1 pseudogene is annotated in these 336 nt (G+C 51.8%); it reads right to left on the bottom strand.

Annotated features, from left to right (window positions below):
- Positions 1-336 (bottom strand): annotated as a pseudogene (locus ACXAGS_RS15740) (hypothetical protein); the annotation flags it as partial.

Here is a 336-nt window from a genome sequence, read left to right as displayed (position 1 = left end):
CTTGAGGACCTGTTAAATCCGAAGTCGTAAAGCTGGTACCGTCCGTATAATTTAAAGTAAACGTACCGTCATTATTATCTACTGTCGAAGCGATACCGTTTCCGTCTGCACCATCTGCGCCATCATTACCTGCTGGGCCTTGTGGTCCGGCTGGACCCTGTGGACCTACTGCACCATCAGCGCCATCATTACCTGCTGGGCCTTGTGGACCCGCTGGACCCTGTGGACCTACTGCACCGTCCGCACCATCATTACCTGCTGGGCCTTGAGCACCTTGAGGACCTGTTAAATCCGAAGTCGTAAAGCTGGTACCGTCCGTATAATTTAAAGTAAACG

The organism is Croceivirga sp. ABH4_376, assembly GCF_056160685.1.
Note: the sequence above shows the minus strand (reverse complement) of the source record. Positions and strands in the feature narration are given on the sequence as shown.